Below are 471 nucleotides of genomic sequence, written 5' to 3' on the forward strand. Positions count from 1 at the left end.
CTTCTTTGCTGCATGCGGCAAGAAGAATCGTGCTTAAAATCAATACGGAAGCGGTTTTTTTGTACATAGGTACTCCTGAAGATGACGGCCCTTCAGACGGCCTGACGTGCCTATCATAACAAAAGCACTTGCAGCAAGTAAATGCGGCAAGTGCTTTTCTATGTCAGACGTATCAGCCTTTGATGACGCTGACAAAGCCGGAGAGGATGGCGGCGTTGAGCAAGTCAACGAAGAAGGCGCCGACCATAGGTACAATCAGGAAGGCTTTGTGCGACGGGCCGAAAGTTTGGGTAATGGACTGCATGTTGGCAACGGCGGTCGGGGTGGCACCCAAACCGAAGCCGCAGTGGCCTGCCGCCAATACGGCAGCGTCGTAGTCGCGACCCATGAAGACGTAGGTAACGAAAGTGGCGTACAGAATCATCACGACGGTTTGTACGGCCAAGATGATGGTCACAGGGCCTGCCAGAC

1 protein-coding gene is annotated in these 471 nt (G+C 53.3%); it reads right to left on the reverse strand.

Features of this window, described 5'->3' with window-relative positions:
* Nucleotides 1-172: 172 nt before the first annotated feature.
* Nucleotides 173-471: sodium/glutamate symporter (locus ACTHUT_RS21860; RefSeq protein ID WP_440419916.1), on the reverse strand; the 299-nt coding region annotated here is incomplete at its 5' end.

The sequence above is a fragment of the Neisseria sp. P0022.S010 genome, from assembly GCF_051956635.1.